The organism is Pseudomonas macauensis (genome assembly GCF_047902425.1).
Taxonomy (GTDB): Bacteria; Pseudomonadota; Gammaproteobacteria; order Pseudomonadales; family Pseudomonadaceae; genus Pseudomonas.
In genome coordinates this window covers 1,997,068-2,023,828 of sequence record NZ_CP138377.1, presented here as the reverse complement: position 1 = coordinate 2,023,828, position 26,761 = coordinate 1,997,068, and the positions used below count along the sequence as shown (strand labels likewise).

Sequence of the window (26,761 nt, the reverse complement as noted above, 5' to 3'; positions counted from 1 at the left end):
AAGCTCGCTCCTACGAAAAGCACGCAGCCTCAGGCCAGCAACGCCACCGACTTGATCTGCGCCCACACCACCTGCCCGGCATGCAGCCCGAGCTGGTCGAAGGAATAGCGGGTGATCCGCGCCAGCAGCGGCGTGCCGGCCACGTCCAGCTTCACCAGCAGGTGCGCGGGGTTGTCCGTGGGCACCATCTCCACCATCGTCGCCGGCAGCACGTTGAGGATGCTGCTGTGCACCGCCGGCTCCAGGCTCAGGCTGACGTCCCGCGCCTGTACCTTGATGCGCAGCGCCCTGCCCTTTTCCATCGGCGCATGGGCCAGGCGGATGCGCTGCTCGCAGTGCGGCAGCGCCAGGGTTAGCAGGCCGTACTCGGCGTTGTGCCCCAGTACCTGCCCATCGATGACCACGCCGGCGTCTTCCAGATGCGAAATCGGTAGATCGGTGCGCGCCAGGGTCTGGGCCACCGATCCGCTGGCAATCGCCTTGCCCTGGTCGAGCAGCACCAGGTGGTCGGCCAGCCGCGCGACTTCGTCCGGCGAGTGGCTGACATAGAGGATCGGGATATCCAGCTCGTCGTGCAGGCGCTCCAGATACGGCAGGATTTCCGCCTTGCGCTTGAGATCCAGCGCCGCCAGTGGCTCATCCATCAGCAGCAGGCGCGGGCTGGTCAGCAGCGCGCGAGCCATGCCGACTCGCTGCCGCTCGCCGCCGGAGAGGTTCGCCGGCATGCGCTCCAGCAGATGGCCGATGCCCAGCAGCTCGGTGGCCTGTTCCAGCACCACGCGATGCTGGTCGCGCGGGACACGCTTCATGCCGTAGGTGAGATTGCGCCGCACCGACAGGTGCTCGAACAGGTTGGCATCCTGGAACACATAGCCCAGCGCACGCCGGTGCGGCGGCAGGAACACGCCCGTGGCGCTGTCCTGCCAGACCTCCCCGTTCACCACCAGGCGGCCGAGCGGCGCGCGCTCAAGGCCCGCCACGCAGCGCAGGCAGGTGGTCTTGCCGGAGCCGGAATGGCCGAACAGCGCGGTGACGCCGCGCCCCGGCAATTGCAGGTCCACCTCCAGGCTGAAGCCCGAGTAGGCGATCTGGAAACGCGCTTCGATGGCTCGCCCGCCGACGGCTTCGTTCATGCCCACCTCAGGCCCAGGCCGAACGGCTGCGGCGGCTCGCGTAGAGCGCCAGCAGGACGAGGAAGGAGAACACCACCATGCCACCGGCCAGCCAGTGCGCCTGGGCATACTCCATGGCCTCGACATGATCAAATATCTGCACCGACACCACGCGGGTCTTGCCCGGGATGTTGCCGCCGATCATCAGCACCACGCCGAACTCGCCAACCGTATGGGCGAAGCCGAGGATGCTGGCGGTGATGAAGCCCGGCCGCGCCAGCGGCAGGACCACGGAGAAGAAGGTATCCAGGGGGCTCGCCCGCAGCGTTGCGGCGGCCTCCAGCGGTTTGTTGCCGATCGCCTCGAAGGCGTTCTGCAACGGCTGCACCACGAACGGCAGCGAATAGAACACCGAGCCCACCACGAGGCCTGCGAAGGTGAAGGGCAAACGCCCCAGGCCCAGGCTCTCGGTTGCCTGTCCGATGAAACCGTTTGGCCCCAGGGTGATCAGCAGGTAGAAGCCGATCACCGTCGGCGGCAGCACCAGCGGCAGCGCCACCACTGCCCCCAGCGGGCCTTTCAGCCAGGAGCGGGTGCGCGCCAGCCACCAGGCGATGGGCGTGCCGATCAGCAGGAGAATTGCCGTGCTCAGGGCCGCCAGCTCGACGGTGAGCCAGATGGCCTGGAAATCCTCCTGTGTCAGGGGCATTGCTCTTCCTTGCCTGTTCGAGAATCAGATTTCGTAGCCGTAGGACTTGATCACCGCGGCAGCTTTCGGCCCCTTCAGGTACTCGACCAGCGCCTTGGCGGCAGCACTGTCCTTGCCCTTGTTGAGGATCACCGCGTCCTGGCGGATCGGGTCATGCAGGTCGGCCGGCACGATCCACGCGGAGCCACCCGTCACCTTGCCATCCTTGTAGATCTGCGACAACGCCACGAAGCCCAGTTCGGCATTGCCGGTGGAAACGAACTGGAACGCCTGGGCGATGTTCTGGCCTTCGACGATCTTGCCGGCGACCTTGTCCTTCAAGCCCATCTTGTCCAGCACCTGGGTGGCGGCCAGGCCGTAGGGCGCGGCTTTCGGGTTGGCGATGGACAGGTGCTTGAACCCGTCCTTCTTCAGCACCTCGCCCTTGGCGTCGACGTAGCCGTCCTTCGGCGACCACAGCGCCAGGGTGCCGATGGCGTAGGTGAAGCGCGAGCCGGGGACGATCTCCTTCTCCGCCTCCAGCTTCTTCGGCGTGCTGTCGTCGGCGGCGAGGAGCACCTCGAACGGCGCGCCGTTCTTGATCTGGGTGTAGAACTGGCCGGTGGCGCCGTAAGCGGCGACCAGCTTGTGGCCGGTGTCCTTCTCGAAGTCCTTGGCGATCGTCTGGATCGGCGCGGTGAAGTTGGCGGCGACGGCAACCTGCACCTCATCGGCCAGCGCCGAGTGCAGGGCGAAGCAGGAAGCGACCAGCAGGGAGAGACGAGCGAAGCGGTGTTTCATCGTGAGGCTCCAGTGGGTTGTTGTTATCAGGCTTCGAGATCGAGACGGACGAACGCACCGGCTGCGTTGGCATGCTCGCTATAACTAAAATTACATAACGATAGCCGTGAAGCTGCAATACCCCTCATGGGATAACGCAAGCGAAAGGGAGAAAGCAGCGCAGACCGGAATGGCCACCGGCAAGGCAGTGGCACCGGCAGCATTCTGCATTTTTTGACCTCAAGGTCAAATATTACAAAGACGCTGGCGTAAACTCACCCAGCTTTGAGCGCCCGTCTCATTCGACCTTGGGCGCCTGCCGGCGCGGCCAGACCAGCGTGAAGCAGGCGCCGCCCAGGCTCTCGCTGCGCGCGATCGACGCCCGCCCGCCATGCCAATGGACGATCCGCCGCACGATCGACAGCCCCAACCCATGCCCGCCCGTGCCCCGCGCACGGCTGTCGTCGGCCCGGAAGAACGGCTGGAACAGGCGCGGCCACTGCGACTCCGGCACTCCCGGCCCATCGTCTTCGACATCCACCTGGCAGCGATCCACGCTGACCCGGAAGCTGACCCGCACCCGACCCTCGGCATAGCGCAGGGCATTGGTCAGCAGGTTCTGCAGCGCGCGGTGCAGGTAGCGCGGTTCGGCCTCCACCCAGCTGCCCTGGTCGAACGGCACCAGCGGCCCCGGCTCGATGCTGACGGCAATCTCCCGCCGCAGCGGCGCGATTTCCGAAACCACCTGCGCCACCAGAGCGGCCAGCTCCAGACGCTGGTAGGTCAGCGCCGGCGAGCCCTGTTCCAGGCGCGCATAGGTGAGCATCTCGTCCACCAGTTGGTCGAGGTCCTGGATGTCGCCGTCCATGCCCTCCATGTACTTGCGCCGCGCCGTTTCGGTTTCGGCGGACTCGATCATCTCCAGGCCGAAACGCAGGCGCGCCACCGGCGTGCGCAACTCATGGGACACCGCGCGCACCAGCTCGCGCTGCATCGTCAGCAGCAGCTGCAACTGCTCCGCCATGTGGTTGAACGCCCCCGCCAGGCGCCCCACCGAGTCGGCGCCGCGCGCCTCCACGCGGGTATCCAGGCTGCCACGGGCGATGCGTGTGGCCGCCGACTCCAGGCTGCGCAGGCGCTGCTCCAGGCCGCTGATCAGCAGGTACAGGGTCAGGCCGATCAGACTCAGGGCGACGATCACGATGATCGACAGCAACTGAGGCGGATAAGGATTCATCTGATAGATCGGCCCCAGCTCCAGCACCCAGGGCGTATCGAGGATGCCGGCCAGCACGCGAATGGAATCGCCGTCCTTGCCCAGCGCCATCACCGTGTCGCCCTCCTCCACGCGGCGGCTCTGGTCGTCGTCGAGGTCCACTTCCTTGATGCTGAGCAGGTGCACCTCGTAGCCGAAGCGCTTGTCGCGAACGATGCGCGCCAGATGGTAAGGCTGCTCGCTGGCCGGATAACGCTTGAGCTCATCCATCAACAGGTAGATCGTGGCCCGCGCCAGCTGCTCGCTGACCTGCTCCACCTCCCCGTTGAGAATCAGCCCCTCCGCCGCGCTGACCTGGGTGAGCACCTCCACCCTGTGCGTATCGTCAACGGCCTGCACCAGCACCTGGTCGTTCATCAGCCGCGCCCGGCTGCGCCCTTCCATGCCCAGGCCATCCAGGCTGACCAGCTTCAACGGAATACCCAGCAGGCGGCTCCACTGGGTCAGCGCGCGCTTGCGGTCCACTTCCGTCATCGGCAACAGTTCATCGGCCATCAGGCGGAAGGTGCCGCGCGCCAGGTCCTCGCGATAACGCTCGCCGCGCACCTCGTTGACCAGGTGCAGGGTCAGCACACCGAGGGCGGCCACCAGCACCAGGGTCAGCAGCATGCCACCGTAGATGCGCAGGAAGATGGATTTCATGGCTGCGGCACAGCCGCCGGATCGAGCAAGCCGAAGTTATCCAGGCTGACGAACGCGCCATCCTTCACCTCGCACTCGCGCCGCCGTCCCTCATGGACGAAACCGTGCCGGAGCAGCAGGCGGCTGCTGGCGGTGTTCTCCGTCTCCACCTCGGCCTCGATGCGATGCACCTTCATCTCGACGAAGGCGTGCCGCAGGATCAGCGGCAGGCACTCGCTCATCACACCCTGCCCCCAATACTCCGGCATCAGCCAGTAACCCAGCTCCAGGCGACGATGTCCCTGCAGCCAGTTATTGAAGCCGCAACCACCGATGACCTCGGCACGCGTATCGGGCCGGCAGATCGCCCACCAGATGCCGCTGCCTTCTTCATGGATGCGCTCGAACCACTCCATCTGCTCGCGGGTGGCTTCGAGCGTCGCGTAGGAAACACCGTAGTAACGGATCACCTGCGGGTGCGACAGCGCGCGAAATACCGCCGGCTGATCCGCATCGGAAAACGCACGCAGCAAGAAGCGCTCGCCGTGCAGCTCAGGAAACCCCTGGCCGGCCAAGGCTCACAGCTCCCCGACAAACAGATAACCCTTGCTGCGCACCGTCTTGATCAGCCGCGGATGCATCGGGTCGTCGCCGATCTTCGGGCGGATGCGCGAAATGCGCACATCGATGGAACGGTCCTGGCCGTCGTATTCGATGCCGCGCAGCAGGTTGAAGATTTCCTCGCGGGAAAGAATGCGCCCGGCGTTCGACGCCAGCAGCCAGAGCAGGTCGAACTCGGCGCTGGTCAGCTCGATGGTCTGCTCGTCCAGCCAGGCCTCGCGCATGGAATTGTCGATCACCAGCTTGCCGAAGGTCAGGCGCTTGCCACCGGAAACCGGAGCGGCTTCGACCGGCTCGCTGCGCCGCAGCAAGGCGCGGATGCGCGCCAGCAACAGGCGCGGGCGTACCGGCTTGCACACATAGTCGTCGGCGCCCATTTCCAGGCCCTGAACCTGGTCCATGTCATCGGTGCGCGCGGTAAGCATCAGGATCGGGCCGTCGTAGTCCGGGCGCAGGCGCTTGCAGATCGACAGGCCATCCTCGCCGGGCAGCATCAGGTCGAGCACCACCAGGTCCGGGCGTTCGGCCAGCACCCGCTCCACCGCCGCCGCGCCGTTGGACTCGATGGACACCGCCAGGCCATTGCTCTCCAGGTAATCCTGGGTCAGCTCGGCCAGTCGCTGGTCGTCCTCGACAATGAGAATGCGCGCTTCTTGTTCCACCTTGCCTCCTGATGCAGGGCGGGCCCTCCTGATTGACTGAAGCAGAAAGCCCGCGAAAGCGGCCGGCATTGTAGCCAGATTGCCCGCCGCGTCGCACGCCGGCGGCATGGACAGAGATTGCCCGGAAAGGTCAAGAGCTGCTGCGGCAAAAACACTACATATTGTGGTAGTGTTCTCCCCCTCACGACGCCACCCCACTGAGTGAAAAATCTGTCACCAACCACGACGAACGGTGAAAGGCGCTCAGCATGCGGGCTGGCGCGAGTTACCCCGCTTCACCCACATTTCACCCACATTTTATCCACAGCTTTTCCCAAGCCTCTCGCCTTGCAAACCCCCCACTAGCGCATTATCTTGTATCCCCGTTGTGGCTTACCCCTACATCTTGGGTTTGTCACAGTGAGCCGGACACAAGAAGAAAGTCGAAGTCGCGAGCCTGTTCCACGGCTCCTCCGGTTCAACCACAACGTATTCCAGCCGTACTGATGGACCAGGCGGGGCGACCCGCAAGGAGCGATTCATGTCGATGGAAACGCGGTACTGGTGTTGCAACGATAGCTTCAACACCACTAGGTATTGTGGTCCCGGCCCGTAAAGCCGGCACCCGATTTGGGCCAGGGAGGCGCTTCGGGTCTCTATCCCCCTGCTCCAAAAGAATTTTTCAGCTCGCGGTCCTGCCGCGGGCCACTGCTCTTTTCGCTCTTTATTTTCGGGCCGGCACCGACAGTGCCAGTAACACACCAATTACGAGAACGTGGAGAACACCACCCATGCAAATCGACACCACTCGCGAGAACCCGCAGGCCGCAGCGCCGCAGGCCGCCGAATCCTCCCAGGATCTGGCCGCCACCGCGCCGGGCCAGCTGCGCGTGATCAAGCGCAACGGCACCGTAGTCCCCTACACCGATGACAAGATCACCGTAGCCATCACCAAGGCGTTCCTCGCCGTGGAAGGCGGCACCGCTGCCGCCTCGTCGCGCATCCATGAGACCGTGCGCCGCCTGACCGAACAGGTCACCGCGACCTTCAAGCGCCGCATGCCCTCCGGTGGCACCATCCACATCGAAGAAATCCAGGACCAGGTCGAACTGTCCCTGATGCGTGCCGGCGAGCAGAAAGTCGCCCGCGACTACGTGATCTACCGCGAAGCCCGTGCCAACGAGCGCAAGAACGCCGGCACCGCCAGCGACATCGCCCAGCCGCACCCGAGCATCCGCATCACCAAGGCCGACGGCAGCACCCAGCCGCTGGACATGGGCCGCCTGCAGACCATCATCCGCGAAGCCTGCGAAGGCCTGGCCGAAGTCGATGGCGACCTGATCGAACGCGAAACCCTGAAGAACCTGTACGACGGCGTGGCCGAGAAGGACGTCAACACCGCCCTGGTGATGACCGCCCGTACCCTGGTCGAGCGCGAGCCGAACTACTCCTACGTCACCGCCCGCCTGCTGATGGACACCCTGCGCGCCGAAGCCCTGGGCTTCCTGGGCGTAGCCGAGAGCGCCACTCACCACGAGATGGCCGACCTCTACACCAAGGCCCTGGCCGCCTATGTCGAGAAAGGCGCCGAGTTCGAGCTGATCGACAGCAAGCTGAAAGAGTTCGACCTGGCCAAGCTGGGCGCCGCGCTGAACCACGAGCGCGACCAGCAGTTCACCTACCTCGGCCTGCAGACCCTGTACGACCGCTACTTCATCCACAAGGACGGCATCCGTTTCGAACTGCCGCAGGTCTTCTTCATGCGCGTGGCCATGGGCCTGGCCATCGAAGAGAAGGACCGTGAAGCTCGCGCCATCGAGTTCTACAACCTGCTCTCCTCGTTCGACTACATGTCGTCCACCCCGACCCTGTTCAACGCCGGCACCCTGCGCCCGCAGCTCTCCAGCTGCTACCTGACCACCGTTCCGGACGACCTGTCGGGCATCTACAACGCCATCCACGACAACGCCATGCTGTCGAAATTCGCCGGCGGCCTGGGCAACGACTGGACCCCGGTGCGCGCGCTGGGCTCCTACATCAAGGGCACCAACGGCAAATCCCAGGGCGTGGTTCCGTTCCTGAAAGTGGTGAACGACACCGCCGTCGCCGTAAACCAGGGTGGCAAGCGCAAGGGCGCCGTCTGCGCCTACCTGGAAACCTGGCACCTGGACATCGAGGAATTCCTCGAGCTGCGCAAGAACACCGGTGACGACCGTCGCCGTACCCACGACATGAACACCGCGAACTGGATTCCGGACCTGTTCATGAAGCGCGTCTTCGACGACGGCAAGTGGACCCTGTTCTCCCCGTCCGAAGTACCGGACCTGCACGATCTGACCGGCAAGGCCTTCGAAGAGCGCTACGAGTATTACGAAGCCCTGACCGAGTACAACAAGATCAAGGTGTTCAAGGTCGTCCAGGCCAAGGACCTGTGGCGCAAGATGCTCTCCATGCTCTTCGAGACCGGCCACCCGTGGCTGACCTTCAAGGACCCGTGCAACCTGCGCAGCCCGCAGCAGCATGTGGGCGTGGTCCACAGCTCGAACCTGTGCACCGAGATCACCCTGAACACCAATGCCGACGAAATCGCCGTCTGCAACCTGGGCTCGATCAACCTGGTCAACCACATCGTCGACGGCAAGCTGGACACCGCCAAGCTCGAGAAGACCGTGAAGACCGCAGTGCGCATGCTCGATAACGTTATCGACATCAACTACTACTCGGTCCCGCAGGCTCGCAACTCGAACCTCAAGCACCGTCCGGTCGGTCTGGGCATCATGGGCTTCCAGGACGCGCTGTACCTGCAGCACATCCCGTACGGCTCGGACGCTGCCATCGAGTTCGCCGACAAGTCCATGGAAGCGGTGAGCTACTTCGCCATCCAGGCTTCCTGTGACCTGGCCGACGAGCGTGGCGCCTACGAGACCTTCGACGGCTCCCTGTGGTCCAAGGGCATCCTGCCGCTGGACTCCCAGCAGATCCTCATCGAAGCCCGTGGCCAGAAGTACATCGACGTCGACCTGACCGAATCCCTCGACTGGGCTCCGGTACGTGCCCGCGTACAGAAAGGCATCCGTAACTCGAACATCATGGCCATCGCGCCGACCGCGACCATCGCCAACATCACCGGCGTATCGCAGTCCATCGAGCCGACCTACCAGAACCTGTACGTGAAATCGAACCTCTCCGGCGAGTTCACCGTGATCAACCCCTACCTGGTTCGCGACCTGAAAGTGCGCGGCCTGTGGGACCCGGTCATGGTCAACGACCTGAAGTACTACGACGGCTCCGTGCAGCAGATCGAGCGCATCCCGCAAGACCTGAAGGACCTGTACGCCACCGCCTTCGAAGTCGAGACCAAGTGGATCGTCGACGCCGCCAGCCGCCGCCAGAAGTGGATCGATCAGGCCCAGTCCCTGAACCTCTACATCGCCGGCGCCTCGGGCAAGAAGCTGGACGTGACCTACCGCATGGCCTGGTACCGTGGTCTGAAGACCACCTACTACCTCCGTGCCCTGGCCGCCACCAGCACCGAGAAGTCCACCATCAACACCGGCAAGCTCAACGCCGTGTCGGCCGGTGGCGACGAAGGCCTGCAAGCCGCTCCGGCCGCCGCGCCGCAGCCGGCCCCTGTACCCAAGGCCTGCAGCATCGACAACCCCGACTGCGAAGCCTGCCAGTAAGGGTGTAAGCGGCCCTCGGAACGGTCCGCGCGTCGTTGCCCGGCAGGTCGGCCCCCATCACGTACAGTCGTACGCTCAGGGGCTCCGACCTACCAGGCGCCTAGCGCGGCCTCGCTCCGAGGCACCGCCGAAACCACGGAGTTTCAAAGTCCCCTCTCCCTCTGGGAGAGGGCTAGGGTGAGGGGCTCTTCAGGGCCCCGTCGCCCTCAGAACAACAGCCTCCCCCGCCCGCGATGATTCGCCAGCGGAAGAAGCACAAGCTCTTAGCGTGCACTCACACACGCCACCAGACATCAGGCCGCCACAGAACGGCCATCCAGAACAGGAGAGGACCCATGCTGAGCTGGGACGAATTCGACAAAGAAGACGCCACCGAAACCAAGGCCGCCCCGGCAGTCGCCCAGGCCGCCGCGCAAAGCGCTGACAAGCTTGACTCCGAAGCCGCCGGCTCCGTGGAAGAAGCCCGCGCCGTTTCCGCCGCCGACTCCGACGCCGTCGCCCGTGCCAAGCAGGCCCTCGACGCCTTGGACATCCAGGAAGGCCTGGACGATCTCGAAGGCTCCGCCGCCCGCGTACAGGTCGGCGACAAGCAGATGATCAACGCCCGCGCCGACCTCAACCAGCTCGTACCCTTCAAGTACGACTGGGCCTGGCAGAAGTATCTGGATGGTTGCGCCAACCACTGGATGCCCCAGGAAGTGAACATGAACGCCGACATTGCCCTGTGGAAGAGCAAGGACGGCCTCTCCGAAGACGAGCGCCGCATCGTCATGCGCAATCTCGGCTTCTTCTCCACCGCCGACTCCCTGGTCGCCAACAACCTGGTGCTGGCCGTCTACCGCCTGATCACCAACCCCGAGTGCCGCCAGTACATCCTGCGCCAGGCCTTCGAAGAAGCGATCCACACCCACGCCTACCAGTACTGCATCGAGTCGCTGGGCATGGACGAGGGCGAAATCTTCAACATGTACCACGAGATTCCTTCGGTCGCGAAGAAAGCGTCCTGGGGCCTGAAGTACACCCGCTCAATCTCCGATCCCAAGTTCCAGACCGGTACCCCGGAGACCGACCGCCAGTTCCTGCGCAACCTGATCGCCTACTACTGCGTCCTGGAAGGCATCTTCTTCTACTGCGGCTTCACCCAGATCCTCTCCATGGGCCGCCGCAACAAGATGACCGGCACCGCCGAGCAGTTCCAGTACATCCTGCGCGACGAATCCATGCACCTGAACTTCGGCATCGACGTGATCAACCAGATCAAGATCGAAAACCCGCACCTGTGGGATGCCCAGATGAAGGACGAGGCCACCCAGATGATCCTCCAGGGCACCCAACTGGAAATCGAATACGCACGCGACACCATGCCGCGCGGCGTACTGGGCATGAACGCCGCGATGATGGAGGACTACCTCAAGTTCATCGCCAACCGCCGCCTGACCCAGATCGGCCTCAAAGAGGAATACCCGGGCACCAGCAACCCGTTCCCGTGGATGAGCGAAATCATGGACCTCAAGAAGGAGAAAAACTTCTTCGAGACCCGCGTGATCGAGTACCAGACCGGCGGCGCGCTGAGCTGGGACTGACGGAAGTAGTCGTCATTTTTCACTAAGATTTGAAATTTTTTCACTTCAAAGTGAAACAAACGCACCAAATGAGTGCGGAGTGTAACAAGCAAGAACCTTGGAGCAACTAGGGACGGTAGCGAAGAGGCGTAGTCAAAAGGGCCGGTGAGTCATACTCACCGGCCCTTTTTATTGGCTGCAATCGGCCCAGGCCGTGTAAAAACACAGCGAGCGCTGGGTAGCCGGATATGGAATGGTTTTAACGATATCCGGCGGCCTCCTGGAAGCGTGGTGTGTCCATCCGGGGCATTCAGTTGATTCGGCAAGTGCTGCTTCCACGATTCTGTGCGAGGCGTTCGGAGGGCTGCCAATGGGGTTTCAGGCCTTCATTGCCGCTATCAGCGCACTATTGCCCAGCAGGTTCAGCACCCGTTTGAAGTTGTAACGGTGCAGCTTCAGGCCTTTCTCAACCGTCGCAAAACGCCAGATCAGGCGTTCTCCGGCTGGGCAGCGGTACTCGTTCTGGGCTGTGTCGTAAATAAAATCATCTCGACCAAAGCGACCCGCTGCGGCAGCGCCTGAGGTCTTGGCCTTGGGGACGAAGGCGGTGATGCCAGCCTCATGGCAGGCGAGGATTTCCTCGCTCTTGAAGTAGCCACGATCGGCAACCACCGACAGCGATTGCGTTCCCATTGCCACCCGCGCTTGCTTGGCCATCGCACTCAGTTGATCGCGGTCGATGCCATTGTTGGTGACCTCGTGCGTCACGATCAGGTGATGCTTCGCCTCAACCGCAGCCTGGACGTTGTAACCGACCATGCCTGTGCCGCGCGTCATCATCGAGCGAGCGTCGGGGTCAGTAAGAGAAATCTGTTTGTCCGGGGTGGCCTCCAGCTGAGCTTCGATATCCCTGAGTTCCTGCATCTTGGTTTTCAGGGCGGCAATCTTGCTGTGCAAACGCTCGGATTTGGCCCGTGCCACAGCAGGCTCTTGCCGGTCGGCAGTGTCCACCGCGGTGAGGTAGCGGCTGATGCTGGATTCGATCTCCTCCATTCGCCGTTGCAGCTTGGCACTGGCGAAATTGCGGTCGCGATTGTTGACCGCCTTGAACTTGCTGCCGTCGATAGCCACCAGCGCTTCGGAGAACAAACCGAGCTGCTGGCACAGCACCACGAACTGCCGGCAGACACCACGAATGGCTTTGCCGTTGTCCTTGCGGAAGTTGGCGATGGTCTTGAAGTCCGGCATCAGGCGTCCGGTCAGCCACATCAACTCGACGTTGCGTTGTGCTTCACGTTCGAGGCGGCGACTCGACTGGATGCGGTTGAGGTAACCGTAGATATAGATCTTCAGCAGGACGGCCGGGTGATACGCAGGGCGGCCAGTTTCGGCGGGAACCACGCCGCCGAAGCCCAACCGCCCGAGATCGAGTTCATCGACAAACACATCGACTACTCGCACCGGATTGGTGTCCGCGACGTAATCATCCAGGCTCTCGGGCAGCAGTGTGCATTGGCCTCGATGCTCGCCTTGGATGAAACGCTTCGTGGACTGCCCCCGATATGCCTGCCGACGGCAGGATAGCAAGAGCACTAGCCACGTTTTTACACAGCCTGGGCCAAAAGCGGACATGCCAAGTGTTTTGCCATTAGCCTCCTATAGTTGAGCTGTAGCCGGGCTATTGGCTGCCCCGCTGAACCCCAGTCCTTAAGCCCCGCACCCGCAGTGGAGCTTCTCGTTTCGATGAATGCTGAGACATCTGGCGATGCTTCCTCTCGGCAGAAGCGACATCACTATCTTCACTGTTAACGGGGACTTAGCGGCGGCTGGCCAAGAGCATTGAAAGACAACGTCAGATAAGGAAATCACGATGCGCCTCAAGACCATCAAGCTCAGTCATTTCCGCGGTTATCGAAACACCGCTGTCATTCCGATCGATGTAGCCATGACCGGCATAGTGGGCCGAAACGATTATGGGAAATCGACAGTCCTCGAAGCCCTGGCGATCTTCTTTGACAGCGCGGATATCAAGCCCGACAAGAGCGATATGAACTGCTTCAGTCTGTTGGAGGGGCATGACCAGTTCGAGATTGCCTGCGAGTTCGACGATCTTCCGGACGCCCTGGTGCTGGATGAAAATGCTCAGACTTCGCTGTCACAGGAGTACCTGCTTAACGCTGATGGCGCCTTAGAAGTGGTTAAAACCTTTAAGGCAAGCTCTGGCAAACAGGACGGTACGGCCATTCGCTGTCAGCACCCCGCAGATAAAGCGCTCGCGAGCCTGCTGAGCCTTAAAATGGCCGATCTGAAAAAGCTTGGCGAGCAACTTGGGATCGCTGAGCGAGTGGCGGATCAGAGAGTGGCTTCCCAATGGCGACAAGCCATTCGCGATGCGGCCGGGGATATTGCCTGCCAAGAGACGTTGCTTGATGTCGGCAAAGGGCTATCGACAGAAGGCAAGTCTATCTGGGAGAAAATTGAGTCGCACTTGCCTACTTTCGCACTCTTCAAGGCTGACCGGGAAAGTAGCGATGGAGACGCCGAGGCCAAGAATCCTCTACAGCAGGCAGTCAAGGAAGCCCAGGCCGCGCTTCAGGCTCAGATCAGCGAACTGGAGCGGCAAATCGAAAGTAGCGTGCTGGATGTCGCTGAACGCACCCTCGACAAGCTTCGGGAAATGGCGCCTGAGCTGGCCAACGAGTTGACCCCGCGCTTCAAGGAAAAGCCCAAATGGAGCTTCAACTTCACTCTGGAGGGCGAGAACGGCATTCCCATCAACAAACGCGGCAGCGGCGTGCGCCGCCTAATTTTGCTCAACTTCTTCCGAGCTGAGGCGGAAAAAAATGCCGTGGCTGGTAGCCCTCGCAACGTGATCTATGCCATTGAAGAGCCGGAGACCTCACAGCATCCTAATTACCAGATGATGCTGATGAACGCGCTGCTGGATCTCTCCAACCAGACCAATCGACAGATCATCGTCACCACCCACGTTCCTGCGCTCGCAGGGCTGATGCCTATTGAAGGTATTCGTTACGTTACACGGAGCGAAGGGGGCATCCCCATCGTCAAGATGCCCAGCCAAGAAGTACTCAAGGAGGCCGCAGAGAGTCTGGGCGTATTACCCGAGACAGGGATGGAACGGGCAAAAGGGGTTGTGCTGGTGGAGGGCAAATCCGATGTCACCTTCCTTCGCCACACTTCGAACAGCCTCAAGGCTGGTGGCCACCTCCCATCGAGTTTGGAGGACGCCGGTATTGTCCCGATCCTGATTGGTGGCTGCGGGAGTGTGAAGCACTGGGTCACCCTCAACCTCGCCGATGATCTCGGGCTGCCCTGGTGTGTATTTCTGGACTCCGACATTGGAGGGAGCCCGGAGCAGGTAGCCGCAATCGTAAAGCGTAAGCAGGAAGTCGAAGGACGAGGTCGTGCTTTCTACTCGACGCGTAAACGGGAAATCGAGAACTATCTCTGCCCCGACATGATCGATGCTCAAACCGGGACAAGGGTGGCATTCACCGACACCTGTGATGCCAAAAAAATCATTGGCAAGGCGGTGGGCATGAAAGCGGACGATGTGATCGATAGATTCTGGCCGCTGATGACGGCTGAGCAAATCCTCCATCGCTCCACGTATTCTGAAAATGGTGAGGATCGCGCTGAGCTTAAGGAACTGCTGGAGAATTTGCTGAAGCTGGTCGCGTGAACTCCGAGACAGCAAATGCCGCTCTTGGCCGATTCCAGATGCTCAGGACAGGCAGCAATCGGCCATAAGCGGACAGCTTCCATACAGATCGCACGATCATAGTTCGCGGCAAATCGCTCGGATATCATCCCGTATTCAGAAGAGCCGGAGGGATCCGATATGCCACACCAGGTTACACAATGGGCCGAGATTGCTGCTGAGTACCAGCGCGGAACCATTCTGCTGGGCAACGGAGCCAGCATCGCAGTTTCGCCCCGCTTTGCTTACGGATCATTGCTTGAGCACGCCCAGCAAAATGGTCTTCTTACTGAGGATGTTGGCCGCCTTTTCGACTTCTTCGACACTCAAGATTTCGAGCTGATTCTGCGATTGGTTTGGCAGGCCTCCAACGTCAATAGGTCTCTGCAAATTCCTGACGACCGAACACATGCAGCTTATCTGCGAGTCCGGGATTGCCTAATTGAGGCCGTTCGCGCTGTTCATCCGGAGCATGGTGAGGTGCAGGCCCATCTTCCTCGCATGTACCAATTCCTCAAGTCGTTCGATACGGCTCTTTCGCTAAACTATGACTTGTTGGTGTACTGGACGATGACCTATGGGCTCAATGTTGAGGATGGCCACGCCTTTAAGGACTGTTTTCTCGGAAATGCCATGTTCGACGATGACTGGCAGAGATTCCGCCGCCCCTATAAAGAGCGAACCAATACGCTGGTGTTCTATCCCCATGGAAGCTTGGCCCTTTGCCGCGATGCTGTGGAGCGAGAGTTCAAGATTCATGCTGCCGGAGGCGGGCTTCTTGAGGCCATTCTCGACGAGTGGCGAAGTGAACGGGTCGTACCGCTGTTTGTCAGCGAAGGGACGAAGCCGCAAAAAGTGACCGCAATCCAGAGCAGCTACTACCTGTCGACTGTATATCGGGAAGTTTTGACTTCGACACGGGCGGTTTTGACGCTTTTTTGGGTGGGGCCTTGGCGAGCATGACCGACACCTGCTCCAACGAATGCGCAACACGGGCATCCAGCGAGTTGCGGTATCAGTGTTCCGCAACGATCAGGTCTACTGCAACTACGCTTACCAGACGATTCGCGATGACTTGGGGCCGGTACAGATAGATTTCTTCGACTGCGAAAGTCCAGGCTGCTGGATTCATCCGGTGCCGGAGCAAGGTTGAAGCGAGCATTGCTGCAGCCCTTTTACAGTAGCGATTTAGGTTTTTTGACCGCAACTGACAGGCAGGGACTACGCGCTTGCCCCTCATCTGACCAGGCACTGAAGAAGAGCAGATCACTGACTGCCCCCCTTGACCAATTGCCTGTAACGATTCGACTGGCAGCTATTGGCCGATTCCCGCCGTCGACAACCAGCAGAAATCGACCTCTTATGCGTTGACTCCAGGCCGATCAGGTGCCGGTCTTGATCTTGGTCCAACTGCGCGTACGCACGCGCTCAAGGCGCAGGGGCAGGGTTTCCAGCGGATAGAGGGTGTTCATGATCTCTTTGGACGGGTAGAGCGCCGGGTTGTCGCGCAGAGGAGTGTCGATCAGCGCGGTGGCGTCCTTGTTGCCGTTGGGATAGCCCACATAATTGGAGTTCTGCGCGGTGATCTGCGGCCGCAGGATGTAGTCCATGAACGCGTAACCCTGCTGCGGATGGGGCGCATCTTTCAGCAGCACCATGTTCTCCATCCATACCGGCGCGCCTTCGCGGGGGATGCTGTATGCGATCTTGATGCCGTTGTGGGCACGCTCGGCGGTCTGCTGGGCGCTGTACACCGAACCGCCCCAGCCGACGACCGCACAGATGTTGCCGTTGGCAAGATCGGAGGGGAATTTCGACGAGTCGAAGTAGCGGATGTACGGACGGATGTCGCGCAGCAGCGCTTCGGCCTTGTCGTAGTCGTTCGGGTTCTTGCTATTGGGCGGCAGGCCCAGGTAGTGCAGGGCGATGGGAATGATCTCTACCGGCGCGTCGAGCATGGCCACGCCGCAGGCGCTCAGTTTGCTGATGTTCTCCTTCTTGAAGATCAGGTCCCAGGAGTTGACCGGCGCGCTGGCCCCCAGCGCCTGAGTGACCTTGTCGACGTTGTAGCCTATGCCAGTGGTGCCCCACATGTAGGGCACCGCGTAGCGGTTGCCGGGATCGTTCACCTGCAGCTTCTTCAGCACTTCCGGGTCCAGGTGCTGCCAGTTGGCCAACCGCGCGCGGTCCAGCTCCTGCAGCACACCGGCCTTGACGAAGTTGGGCAGCAGGTCGTCCGGGACCATGACCACGTCGTAGCCGCTGCGGCCAGCCATAAGCTTGCTTTGCATCACCTCGGCATCGTCGAAGACGTCCTGCACCAGGGTGATCCCCACGGCGGCCTGAAGCTGCTTGGCCGTGTCCGGGGCGAGGAAGTCGGACCAGTTATACAGGTGCACGGTCGGCTGCTCGGCCTGGGCATTGCCCAGCACGAGCACGGAGGCCAGGCCAAATGAGAAGAGAAACGGGTGTTTCATGCAGGGCTCCTGGCCGGCCTGTCCTGCTGTGGACGGCCGGCAGTCTGTTTTTATTGGCAGGCAGCGAAAAGCGCTGGGATCAGGGAATCAGCAGTTCATGACGCCCATCGGCGTGCTCGATGCGTTCCCCGGGCAGGCGGAAGCGCTTCTCCGCCTGGTAGTCATAAAGCTCGCGGGCACGGGCGATCTGCCCGAAGTCCAGTTCGACGAAGTGCCGGCACTCGCGGTTGCCGGCCTCGAACAGGGTGTGCCCAAAGGGATCGACCACGGCGCTGCAGCCGGCGAAGGTGATCTCGTCCTCGCCTTCGCCCACGCGGTTCACCACCGCCGCGAACACCTGGTTCTCCTGGGCGCGCGCGGCGATCGAGGTGCGGTGCACGTGCCCGTAGGGCTCCATGTTGCCGTCGGTGACCAGAATCAACTCGGCGCCCAGCTCCGCCAGGGCACGGGCGCTTTCCGGGAACTCGCTGTCGTAACAGATCAGCAGGCCGATTCGCACGCCGCGCCATTGCAGGGTGGCGTAGCGGTCGCCGGGCAGCACCAGGCCCGGTTCGGAGATCCACAGGTGGGTCTTGCGATAGCTCAGCAGCAGCCCTTCGGGGGCGACGAATACAGTGGTGTTGTAGAACTGGCCGCCATCGTTCTCGATCAGACCGACCACCACCGCCACGCCACGCTCGCGCGCCGCACGCTGGACGGCTTTCACGCTCGGACCGTCCAGCGTTTCGGCGTTGGCGGCGATGTTCTGTGCGTTGAGGAAGCCGGTGATCTGCGCTTCGGGGAAGACGACGATATCGGTGTCCGGCGAACATCCTGCAATCGCTTGCAGGATGCGGTGGAGGTTGTGGGGAGTGTCGCCGTCGCGGGCGGCTTGTTGCACGAGTTCAAGCTTCATTGTTCGGACCTTGTCGATGAACCGGTACCTGTCGGGAAAATCGGTGACTTTTCTGCCAGGCCAGTGCAAGTATGCGAGCCGCCATCGAATTTCCTATTCCGCCGATTAGCTAACCCTGGGGGTACATGCATGGAATTGACACTCCTGGACGTCGCCTGGCACCGAGCTTTCGGGCAGCTCGCCGAGCGGCTGGACCAGCCAGATTTCTGGCGCGCGCTGGCCGATGTACTCGACCAGCATGTGCAGCTCGGCAGCTGGGTGGCGCTGCTGTTCAGCGACGAGCGCCCGCGCATCTTCGCCGAAAGCCCCTACGAGGGCGGCGGGCCAGATCCGTTGTTCCACGACTATGTGCAGGGTCTGTACCTGCTCGACCCGTTCTACATCGCCAACCGCGAGAAGCCGGCGAGTGGCTTGTTCCGCCTGACCGAGGTGGCGCCGGAGTGTTTTGGCGATACTGAGTACTACCGGCTGTACTTCACCCATAACGTGGTGCAGGACGAGGTGCAGTACAACGTCTGCTTGAGCGGTGGACGCACTGTTTGTCTGTCTCTGGGCAGCCGCACGCGCTTCGAACCGCAGCAGATCGCGTTACTGGATTTGGTCCGCCCGTGGGTCTGCGGACTAATGCGCCAACGTTTGTTCTTCGAGGCCGGCGTCAGCGAGCCGCCGATCTCATCGAACGGGCACTGGCAGGGAAATCTGGAAGAGATGATGGCGCGCCTTGGAACCCCCTTAACCGACCGCGAACTGGACGTCATCCGGCTGGTCTTGAGTGGCTACTCCAACAAGGAAACCGCGGCAAAACTGGACATTTCCTCCGAGACCGTGAAGGTCCATCGCCGCCACGTCTACGCCAAGCTCAAAGTTAAGTCGCAGGCGGAGCTGTTCAAGATATTCCATAAGGCGCAGACCAGGGCCTGAAGTAGGCGGTGTGCGGGGCGGCTGTCGGTCAATAGTGCAGATTCATTTTCCACTCTAAGCGTCCGCTATTTTTTGCTGAGCTACTCCCTGGAGTGCGATCGATTAGTCGAACAACTTCATTCCGCCAATAGCGAATTGGCCAAGCTGGCACTGACGGACTCGCTCACAGGCCTCTCCAATAGACGCGCGATTCTAGATAACTTGGCGCGCCTACTTGCGCTGGCAGAACGGGAAGAAAAGTGCGTTCTCGTGGCGGTGGTCGACCTGGATGGCTTCAAGCAAATCAACGACACGTTTGGTCACGCGGCGGGAGACAAACTCTTGTGTTGTGTCGCCGACCAACTTAAGCGAGATCTCCGCTTGAGCGACACGATTGGCAGGACGGGGGGTGATGAATTTGTCGTCGTAGCGTTGGGCCCTTCGGTCATCTGTGTCGATCCGGCGCTGGAAATGCGGCACGCGGCAGATCTCCTTCAAGAACGCCTGACCAAGGCGACAATAGGAACGTACGACCTGGGCAATGACCTAAGCCACTTCAGATATGCGGGTGCCAGCGTGGGGGTCACGGTCGTCATTCCAAAACAAATGAGTGTGGAAGAAGCGATCATGCTGGCGGATCATGAAATGTATAAGACGAAACAGCGGCGCAGGCTAGAAACCACTGAGAAGCCCCGTATTACATTCCCCTTGGGCCTGTAGCTGTAAAAATTCTTTGGGGGATACGAGAAGCCCCGCTGGGGCGCGAGGCTTCAAGACTTCACTACTACAGGGAAACAGCTCAACAGCCCATACGGCTGCTACCTGAGCATAGACGGAATACGGCCAGTCGCCGGGTTAAGCATGCTTGGTGCGTGGCGTGCCTTTTGCCTAGCATATCGAACTACCGGGGCCAGCCGATGGACGATAGGTGTACGCCGCCCCATCTGAATGGATTCTTTCATAAATAGTGACGCACATCCTTGTCCGTCACCAAAACGCCGAATGATCTATTGAGAAGTACTCCAACGAGTCCCCTCAACCGGCCCCTTGCCCTCATGGGCATCCCAAGCCTGATTAATCAGATAAGCGAAAATCGCCTTGAGCTGATCATCGGTGAAGTCGGCAAACGCAGGCATGCCACCACCTCCTTTAGACAACGCGCCCTGCCGCACCACAGACTCAAAGAAGTCGTAGCTCGGAGGCGGCGCGTAAATGAGGTTGGGGACACGTCCGCCCGCAGCATTGCCGAAAAGGCCATGGCACTCTATGCAGCCGCTCGCCTCAAACAGCGCTTTTCCGATTGCTGCTGCGTCTTCAGGTTGACGAGGAGTGAGGGGAGCAGCGACTTTTTGCGCCGCTGCAAATGGTGGGTACTCTTTCGTGCCGCCGACCTTGAAGGCTAGTAGACGTGGCGAAGTCCTAGCCTTGAGCGCAGATGCAGCGTCGGCATTCAAAGACCCCGTCGCAGCTGCCGTACCTGTTCCCGTAGCGAGCAGAACGTATTGCTCACCATTAACCATGACAGTGGATGGGGCTGCTCGAACCGCTCCACCAATCTCATGACTCCACAATGTTTCGCCCGTTGCATCATCCAAAACCTGGAGACGGCCGTCACCGGTGCCTTGGAACACCAAGCCCCCTGCGGTGTGCAGCAAGCCACCGTTGGTGGGCATCGGCAAGCGCGACCGCCACTTCACAGAGTTCTTGCGCACGTCCCAAGCAACTGTCTCACCATAAGTTTCGTATTTACCATCGGCAGAGCGCTGGATAGGCTCAAACGACTGCCCACCTAGAGCAGAATTAGGATCATCCTTAACGAGAGTCGGCTGAGACATAGCCGGTATGAATACCGTTTCGTCGTCAGGGTTGAACGCTAACGCCTCCCAGCCATGCGCCCCAAGGCCATTGGGAAGCTGCATGTAGCTCTTACTCGGATTCAGCCAGTACTGCCCTTCTCGCCTCATAATGGGGCGACCACTGGTATCCAACCCTGATGCCCACTCCATCGGCATATAAGCGCCCCCGGAAATGAATTTTCCGGTCTGCGCCTCCAAGGCATATGCAAACCCATTTTTGGGCACACTGAGTACTGCCCTCTTTGACTCCCCTCCTACAGTGATATTGGCGACCATGATCCCGACACTAGAGTCATAATTCCAAGCATCCTGAGGAGTCTGTTTAAAGTGCCATTTATACTCTCCAGTACTGGCGTCTACTGCCACGATGGAGTTTGTAAAAAGCTCGTCGCCTGCATTTTCCCCACGCCGGGACGGGTCGAACGGCGCAGGGCCTCCCACCCCTATATAGAGCAGATTTAGCTTCGGATCGTAAGTCAAAGCATCCCATGCGCTTCCGCAGCCATGAGATTTCGAATACCAATCCTTGCCCCAGGTTTTAGCAGCATTCTCATACAGCGCTGGTTGAGGCTTCGCGGGATCGTCAGGAACTGTATAGAACCGCCAACGATGCTCCCCACTCTTCGCGTCGAAAGCATCTACATACCCGCGAGTCGTTCCGGTATCGAGACAGGCATTCCCGGTAAAAACAAGACCATTACCCACGCGTGGAGCAGCAGTGATTGCGTACATATCTGCTGAGTCACACGACTTGGCCTCCCAGACCTTCTTACCGGTGCGCTGGTCGACAGCAATTAAACGGCAATCTCCGGAAGCTACAATGACATTACTTCCGCTTAAGGCCACCCCGCGATTAAACCGACGCCCCCAATATCCGGCAAAAGATGCGCCATCTTGCGGGGTATCATCTTTAAAATTCCAAATTAACTTTCCGGTCGCTACATCATTGGCGATTATTTGGCCGTTGGGAGCACCCTGAAATACTATGCCATCCTTGACCAAGGGATTACCAACCAAACCATCGCTAACGGGCAAGTCGACCCACCACGCCATCCCTAAAGACTTGACGTTCTCCTTGTTAATTCCCTTTAACTCCGAAGAGTGTTGCATCTCATAGGAGTTCCCGAGAAGCTCCCAATTAGTGTTTGGCTTTGGAGCTGAATTACCCTCACCTCCACAACCTGCAACCGCTACGGCAATTGCCAGCGAAGCTAAAACTATTACCCTCATATTCCCCTCTACCTTATCAACGCCAGAGCCGAGAATTTCGCAAACTCCGTCAAGGCATAAACAGACCACTGGAAAAATCGAAGACGATCGCACATATGAAAAACTATCTGCGTCGCGATTTCCCTGGTGCGAGCCATGTGGAGACCTAATACTCACAGGCAATTCCACCGCCTGCAGTCAAATGGCCAAGTCTAGCGATCAAGACCAATGTTGGTCATTTGACCAGCAACGTTAGCATGACGCCAGAGAAATATTTTTTCCATTTAGAATCAATAAGTTGTTGATTTACCCAGCTAACGACCCACTGACTGACCCACGTCCATTCAGCGATACAGCCGGCTAGATGGACCCAAAGCCATCACGATGAGCAAGAGGTAGAGGTGCATCAATTGCTGGCTCTTCATTAGGGCAGTCATAAAGATCAGAAATTTAAGCTGACCACAGGCGCAACGCAGAATTTTTCGCGACCCAAAATATATTCCGGCAATCACAAGCTGCATACAAAAAACGACCGAAGCGAAGAAAAACAATTAAAGCAGCAAAACGATAAAAATCATAAACCTGCAAATATCCCCCGACCCTTGCGAATTAGTTACGACCACTCCCCTGAACAGTGGACACCCGAATGGCCTCGGTACAATTAGCGATATCCTCTGCCCAGCGGCGCTGCATATAGGTCACTGCCTTGCCTTTGTACCCACCTTGGGCACAGGTATATGCATAACTTTGGACGTCCACCATGGACTGCCGGCAGGAACTGTATGAAGTAAGATTTTGGTTTTTTTGCTCTTGCCAGCCATCCAACTTCTTCAAGGTTTCCTCAGCAACATCATAGAGTAGTCCCATGGCGCTCGCATCCTCACAGATCTCAGCGACCCTCGCATGCAGTGCATATGCTCCTTCAAGCATTGATTGCGCCTCCCTGGCTTCTGTATTGGTGGAGGTGCTTTCCTGGGCAAAAGCGAAAATTGGCCATACCATAATCAAGACCACACATACAGCTTTCATCATTCAGCGGCCTCCGGTAGAAAGAAAACCTGCGAAGGGAGAGTCAAGCACTTCCCGCCCAGAGAGTCCGGAACGAAGTCCAGCCGCTCTGCGCAGGGTATATGGAGGAGATCACTACAAGTTAATCGACTGCAAGCAACTAGATTAGCTAATTCATTATTCCAATATGGACACTCAAACTCTGCCTCACTACCAGCAACTAACCACTATAAAACGAGGGGCCATAGATCCGTTAACTACGCGCCCCTCGAATACCCGTGTAGATCCCAGGTTGGAACACAGGGTATCTCGACACTGAAATCGGATGATTATCTAGCTGCTGGAGACACTACACCGCGTCGTGAAAACAGTAGGGGAGCGTCATGGCCATTGAGCAGTGCAGCTGTCAGCGAGACGCCTTCAATCGAATGCTGCTCCTGGAAACTCTGTCCTCCGTTGTCACTGCGCACCATCAGGCCATCGAGGCCAACCGCCAGTACCTGTGAACCCAACACAGAAACAGATGTAACTGAGCTCTTGCTCTCCAGCGGCAAACGTCGAAAGTCCTTACCCTCCGCGGAACCGTGCAGTAACGTACCCCGCTGACCGCCGACCAGCAGACTTCCATCGGCCAGGACTGCGCCAGACCAGAGGGTGCCTTCATAACCGGTCTCCAGGTAACTCCAGTTGTTTCCCTGGTCATCAGAGCGCAATAACAGGCCGCGTTCTGCAGTGGCATAAAGTTCGCCATGGCTACCGGCAAAAAGTCCCATCAAATTGAGGTCGGCGCGGCTGGCCCCTGGTGGAGCTTTCAGTGTCTGCTCGGTCCAGGTCTTTCCGCCATCGGCGGTGGTCAAGACCAACGACCATAGGCCTACCGCGACGCCCTGACGGTCATTGAAGAAATGCACCGCGAACAAAGGCCTGTCCTGTTCGCTGGAGAGGCGCTGGATCTGCCAAGTGTCGCCACCATCGTTACTGGCCAAGATCGCTCCCCAGTGACCGACGGCCCACCCCTGATTGGCATCAACGAAGCTCACGCCGGTGAGCGGCACGGAGATGGGCACCGAGTGCGCCTGGCGGTAGCTTGCCCCTTGATCATCCGACAGCAACACCACACCGTGGTCACCAACGGCAACTATTCGTTTTCCTGCCCAAGCGGCATCCAACATGGTTGCCTGGGTGGCGTTGCTCGTCGACGCAGCCGGCACCGCGCTAAGGGGAGCAGCGTGCGGGGATGCCAACGGCAGTAAGGCAACAAGCGCGGCACTCAAGACTGAGTTCATGAATCGCATGCGTCTCTCCTTAATGCGCCAGCGCGCCAATCATGCGCACTCGGCGCTTCCGCGGGAACACCCGCTCCAGCCAGACGGCGAAGGCCGGCAACACCGTCATCGCCATGACCATGTTGACGATGAACATAAACGCCAGGAGCTTGCCCATGTCGGCCTGGAACTTAAGCTCCGAGAAGGCCCAGGTCGCCACGCCGACTGCCAGAGTGATGGCAGTGAAGATGGTCGCCACGCCGACTTCCAGCAAAGCGTGCTCGACAGCCTTGACGATCGACTGGCCGTTGGAAAGATGCAGTTGCAGGCGGTTGTAGATGTAGAACGCGTAATCCACGCCGATTCCGACCGCCAGAACCATCACCGGCAAGGTCGCAATGGTCAGACCGATCTGCAGTTCCTTCATGAACCAGTAACCAATGAAGGTGCCGATAGTCAGGGGCAGACAACAGACCAACACAGCGCGTAGGTCGCGATAGACGGCGAAGACCAATAGCGCAATGGCGGCGTAGACGTACAGCAGCATTGGCGTTTCGCTCTTCTCGACCTCCTCGTTGATCGCCGCAAGCAAACCGGCATTGCCGGAGGCGAGGCGCACCGAGATACCCGGCATGGGAAACTGCGCGCGGAAGTCCTTGGCCGCCTTGAGAACCCGATTGATAGTGGTGGCTTTGTGGTCTGCGAGGTACAGGTGCACAGCGGTCATGCTGCAATCGCCCCGCATGATGCCCGAGGTACGCGCGACCTCGGTTGCCAATGCGGAGTAGTTCAGCGGATCGATGGGAACCGCACTCATCTTCGGATTCCCTTCGTTGTACCCCTCGTTAAACTGGCGCATGTTGGTGGAGAAGGAGGCCACTGACAGCACCCCGGGAACACCTTGCATGGCCCAAACGAAGCGGTCCTGATATTGCCCCAGAGCAACGTCCTCGCATGCGTTCGCTGCACCATCGCCGGTCCCCTTCGGCTTGTCCTCGAACACCACGGAGAGCCAGTCCAACCCGATGTCGTAGCTGTTAGCGATAGACACCGCATCGCGATTAAAGCGCGAGTCTTCGCGAAGCTCCGGCGCGCCGGCCTGGAGGGTTCCCACCACGCGGTCCCGGCTCTGCCAAACCGCGGTGGCGAACACCACCAGAGCCAGGCACAGTACCAGACGGGCATTGCGCCATTCCGCCAAGCGCGCCACCCCGTGCAGCCATCGGGTGCGGCGTTCTCGGGAAAGTTCCTCAGCCTGGGCGTAAGTCCCGTCGACACTCAGCATCGACGCCACCAACGGAAGCATCACCAAGTTGGTAATGATCTTGTAACCCACCCCGAGGGACGCCGTGATCGCCAGTTCGCGCACCATGGGAATTGGGATGAGCAACAGCGTCACGAAGGAAACGAAGGCCGTGACCAGCGCGAGTGTCCCCGGAATCAGCAGGCCGCTGAAACTGGAGCGCGCCGCCTCCTCCACGGTCTTGCCACAGGCGATTTCCCGCACAATGAAGTTGATCTGCTGTACGCCGTGGGAAACCCCGATGGCAAATACCAGGAACGGCACCAGAACCGCTAACGGATCCAGGCCGTACCCCAGCAGACGAAGGCTGCCGAACTGCCAAATCAGCGAGGTCAGCGAGCAGCCCAGGGCCAGCAGGGTGAAGCGCACGGAGTGACAGTACCAGTAGACCGCCGCGGCCGTTAGCAGCAGCGCGAGCAGGCAGAACTCAAGGACCGAGGACGCGCCCTTGGCGATGTCACCGATCTGCTTGGCGAAGCCGATGATCTGGATCTCATAGTCGCCATTCTCGAACTTCTGGCGGATCTGCTCTTCCAGGACCTGGTTGTAGGCCACGTAGTCCAGATGGCTGCCCGATGCATCGAGCTCATTGAGCTCGACAGTGATCATGGCACTGCTCTGGTCCCGAGATACCAGCGTACCGATGAACCCTCCCTGGGCAGTGGAGTTGGCGATCATGCCGACGGTTTTTTCATCGAGCCGTTCCGGCGTCACCGTGCCGGGGATCAGCGGATCGGCACGGAAGCCCTCCTCGGTGATTTCGTTTACAAAGGCGTTTGGCGTCCACAGCGAGCGCACGCTGCTGCGCGAGACATTGGGTAGGAAGGTCACGGCCTGAGTCACGTCATACAGACGCTGCAGGCCAGCCTTGCTCCAGATGCTGCCATGGCGCGCCTTTACCACTACGGTCAGACGATTGGCACCTAACAGGTCATTGCGATAAGCCTGAAAGGTCTCGACATACTCATGACCGATCGGCAGCTGCTTTTCGAAGCCAGCGTCCATGCGCAACTGCACGGCGAACCAGGCCATGCCCAGCGTAAAAACGGCCAGCAGCGCCAGGACTACCCAGCGCTGCTTGAATAGCCAACCCTCCAGGCGTGGCAACACGCCACGCCTCCTCGCTTCACTTACATCCACAAC

Annotated in this window: 19 protein-coding genes and 1 pseudogene; 7 read left to right on the top strand and 13 right to left on the bottom strand. The window is 60.0% G+C overall.

All coding sequences use genetic code 11. The features are described 5' to 3' along the window. Nucleotides 1-29: 29 nt before the first annotated feature. The 6 genes from modC to SD196_RS09605 all read right to left on the bottom strand — a co-directional run bounded on the left by modC (nucleotide 30) and on the right by SD196_RS09605 (nucleotide 5,760). The gene (gene modC / locus SD196_RS09630; RefSeq protein WP_416311355.1) at nucleotides 30-1,133 is read right to left on the bottom strand and encodes a molybdenum ABC transporter ATP-binding protein; all 1,104 of its coding nucleotides are present in this window, start codon (nucleotides 1,131-1,133) and stop codon (nucleotides 30-32) included. 7 nt (nucleotides 1,134-1,140) lie between these two features. Further along, nucleotides 1,141-1,821, bottom strand: coding sequence for a molybdate ABC transporter permease subunit (gene modB / locus SD196_RS09625; protein WP_343577891.1), 681 nt, complete (start codon nucleotides 1,819-1,821; stop codon nucleotides 1,141-1,143). 24 nt (nucleotides 1,822-1,845) lie between these two features. Then, on the bottom strand, nucleotides 1,846-2,601 hold the full coding sequence (modA, locus tag SD196_RS09620) for a molybdate ABC transporter substrate-binding protein (protein ID WP_416311354.1): 756 nt from the start codon (nucleotides 2,599-2,601) through the stop codon (nucleotides 1,846-1,848). Between the two features lie 277 nt (nucleotides 2,602-2,878). Then, nucleotides 2,879-4,498: an ATP-binding protein gene (locus tag SD196_RS09615; protein ID WP_416311353.1), complete on the bottom strand. Its 1,620-nt coding sequence runs from the start codon at nucleotides 4,496-4,498 to the stop codon at nucleotides 2,879-2,881. Then, entirely contained in the window at nucleotides 4,495-5,010 is a 516-nt protein-coding gene (locus tag SD196_RS09610) for a GNAT family N-acetyltransferase (RefSeq protein WP_331320120.1), read from the bottom strand. The genes SD196_RS09615 and SD196_RS09610 overlap by 4 nt, the downstream gene beginning before the upstream one ends. A gap of 45 nt (nucleotides 5,011-5,055) precedes the next feature. Further along, nucleotides 5,056-5,760: a response regulator gene (locus tag SD196_RS09605; protein ID WP_416311352.1), complete on the bottom strand. Its 705-nt coding sequence runs from the start codon at nucleotides 5,758-5,760 to the stop codon at nucleotides 5,056-5,058. Nucleotides 5,761-6,530: 770 nt separating this feature from the next. On the opposite strand from SD196_RS09605, the gene SD196_RS09600 reads away from it, so the two are divergent. Together SD196_RS09600 and SD196_RS09595 are read left to right on the top strand one after the other, a co-directional pair. Continuing rightward, entirely contained in the window at nucleotides 6,531-9,422 is a 2,892-nt protein-coding gene (locus tag SD196_RS09600; RefSeq protein WP_275607882.1) for a ribonucleoside-diphosphate reductase subunit alpha, read from the top strand. 335 nt (nucleotides 9,423-9,757) lie between these two features. Then, nucleotides 9,758-11,005, top strand: coding sequence for a ribonucleotide-diphosphate reductase subunit beta (locus tag SD196_RS09595; protein WP_275607883.1), 1,248 nt, complete (start codon nucleotides 9,758-9,760; stop codon nucleotides 11,003-11,005). Nucleotides 11,006-11,425: 420 nt separating this feature from the next. On the opposite strand, the pseudogene SD196_RS09590 reads toward SD196_RS09595, so the two are convergent. Next, nucleotides 11,426-12,571: pseudogene (locus tag SD196_RS09590) on the bottom strand (IS1182 family transposase); the annotation flags it as partial. 283 nt (nucleotides 12,572-12,854) lie between these two features. On the opposite strand from SD196_RS09590, the gene SD196_RS09585 reads away from it, so the two are divergent. The 3 genes from SD196_RS09585 (at nucleotide 12,855) to SD196_RS09575 (ending at nucleotide 15,858) form a co-directional block, all read left to right on the top strand. Beyond that, entirely contained in the window at nucleotides 12,855-14,687 is a 1,833-nt protein-coding gene (locus SD196_RS09585; RefSeq protein ID WP_416311351.1) for an AAA family ATPase, read from the top strand. Nucleotides 14,688-14,846: 159 nt separating this feature from the next. Further along, nucleotides 14,847-15,668: a DUF4917 family protein gene (locus SD196_RS09580; protein WP_416311350.1), complete on the top strand. Its 822-nt coding sequence runs from the start codon at nucleotides 14,847-14,849 to the stop codon at nucleotides 15,666-15,668. Nucleotides 15,669-15,687: 19 nt separating this feature from the next. Continuing rightward, nucleotides 15,688-15,858, top strand: a complete 171-nt coding sequence (locus SD196_RS09575) for a DUF4917 family protein (RefSeq protein ID WP_416311349.1) — start codon at nucleotides 15,688-15,690, stop codon at nucleotides 15,856-15,858. A 229-nt stretch (nucleotides 15,859-16,087) separates the two neighbouring features. Here SD196_RS09575 and SD196_RS09570 read toward each other — a convergent pair whose 3' ends face one another. Together SD196_RS09570 and SD196_RS09565 are read right to left on the bottom strand one after the other, a co-directional pair. Further along, on the bottom strand, nucleotides 16,088-17,182 hold the full coding sequence (locus SD196_RS09570; protein WP_416311348.1) for a polyamine ABC transporter substrate-binding protein: 1,095 nt from the start codon (nucleotides 17,180-17,182) through the stop codon (nucleotides 16,088-16,090). 79 nt (nucleotides 17,183-17,261) lie between these two features. Beyond that, nucleotides 17,262-18,077: a carbon-nitrogen hydrolase family protein gene (locus tag SD196_RS09565; protein ID WP_416311347.1), complete on the bottom strand. Its 816-nt coding sequence runs from the start codon at nucleotides 18,075-18,077 to the stop codon at nucleotides 17,262-17,264. Nucleotides 18,078-18,206: 129 nt separating this feature from the next. Here SD196_RS09565 and SD196_RS09560 point away from each other — a divergent pair, with 129 nt between their 5' ends. Together SD196_RS09560 and SD196_RS09555 are read left to right on the top strand one after the other, a co-directional pair. Continuing rightward, nucleotides 18,207-18,998 carry a LuxR C-terminal-related transcriptional regulator gene (locus SD196_RS09560; RefSeq protein WP_416311346.1) on the top strand — a complete coding sequence of 264 codons (792 nt, stop codon included), beginning with the start codon at nucleotides 18,207-18,209 and terminating at the stop codon, nucleotides 18,996-18,998. Nucleotides 18,999-19,070: 72 nt separating this feature from the next. Next, nucleotides 19,071-19,697 (top strand): GGDEF domain-containing protein, encoded by a 627-nt coding sequence (locus tag SD196_RS09555; RefSeq protein WP_416311345.1) that lies wholly within the window; start codon nucleotides 19,071-19,073, stop codon nucleotides 19,695-19,697. A 287-nt stretch (nucleotides 19,698-19,984) separates the two neighbouring features. Here SD196_RS09555 and SD196_RS09550 read toward each other — a convergent pair whose 3' ends face one another. The 4 genes from SD196_RS09550 to SD196_RS09535 form a co-directional block, all read right to left on the bottom strand. Then, nucleotides 19,985-21,943, bottom strand: coding sequence for a PQQ-binding-like beta-propeller repeat protein (locus SD196_RS09550; RefSeq protein WP_416311344.1), 1,959 nt, complete (start codon nucleotides 21,941-21,943; stop codon nucleotides 19,985-19,987). A 708-nt stretch (nucleotides 21,944-22,651) separates the two neighbouring features. After that, nucleotides 22,652-23,074, bottom strand: coding sequence for a hypothetical protein (locus SD196_RS09545; protein WP_416311343.1), 423 nt, complete (start codon nucleotides 23,072-23,074; stop codon nucleotides 22,652-22,654). Nucleotides 23,075-23,379: 305 nt separating this feature from the next. Continuing rightward, the gene (locus SD196_RS09540) at nucleotides 23,380-24,345 is read right to left on the bottom strand and encodes a WD40/YVTN/BNR-like repeat-containing protein (RefSeq protein ID WP_416311342.1); all 966 of its coding nucleotides are present in this window, start codon (nucleotides 24,343-24,345) and stop codon (nucleotides 23,380-23,382) included. Between the two features lie 10 nt (nucleotides 24,346-24,355). Beyond that, nucleotides 24,356-26,728: an efflux RND transporter permease subunit gene (locus tag SD196_RS09535; protein WP_416311341.1), complete on the bottom strand. Its 2,373-nt coding sequence runs from the start codon at nucleotides 26,726-26,728 to the stop codon at nucleotides 24,356-24,358. Nucleotides 26,729-26,761 lie beyond the last annotated feature (33 nt).